Origin of the sequence: Bacillus cereus group sp. BceL291 (assembly GCF_051776705.1) — a bacterium.
GTDB classification, from domain to species: domain Bacteria; phylum Bacillota; class Bacilli; order Bacillales; family Bacillaceae_G; genus Bacillus_A; species Bacillus_A cereus.
Genome location: NZ_JBPWAP010000245.1, coordinates 1 through 457, shown reverse-complemented (window position 1 = coordinate 457; position 457 = coordinate 1). Strand labels below are relative to the sequence as shown.

Below are 457 nucleotides of genomic sequence, written 5' to 3'. Positions count from 1 at the left end.
TTTATGAAGACGTTTAGCCACTTCCTATCGAATCCAGTGGATTTATTTTCAAAATCCTCTAGCAATATTTTTTGAAAATGTCCCCTTGACTTTTCATAGTTGGTCTTTCAATAGGAAAGTGAGAACGGCCCCAATAATCCCTCCAACAATTAAACGCAAAATCCAAGTTGTATTGGCGCTGATTTTATCTAATTGTTTATTGATATTAATAATGTCTTTTTCGTTACCCGTCGTTCGAATTTCTAGACTTTTCATTTCCAAACGAATGTCCTTGATATCTTGCTTTATTTCTTGAACATCGTTCCTCACATCTTGTAACCCTTCCACTTTGATCACCCCTTTTTAGGCAATAAAACATACTAAGATTAGTAGTGCAGACCAAGGCATTGGTTCGCACTACTATTTTTTATATAGTAGAAGTGAAGAGAGAGCCGTTGGTCTTTTAGGGTCTTGAACT

The 457-nt window shown here is 35.9% G+C and carries 1 protein-coding gene; it reads right to left on the bottom strand.

The features are described from left to right. Positions 1 to 93: 93 nt before the first annotated feature. On the bottom strand, positions 94 to 327 hold the full coding sequence (locus ACS2CR_RS34405) for a hemolysin XhlA family protein (RefSeq protein ID WP_079245629.1): 234 nt from the start codon (positions 325 to 327) through the stop codon (positions 94 to 96). Positions 328 to 457 lie beyond the last annotated feature (130 nt).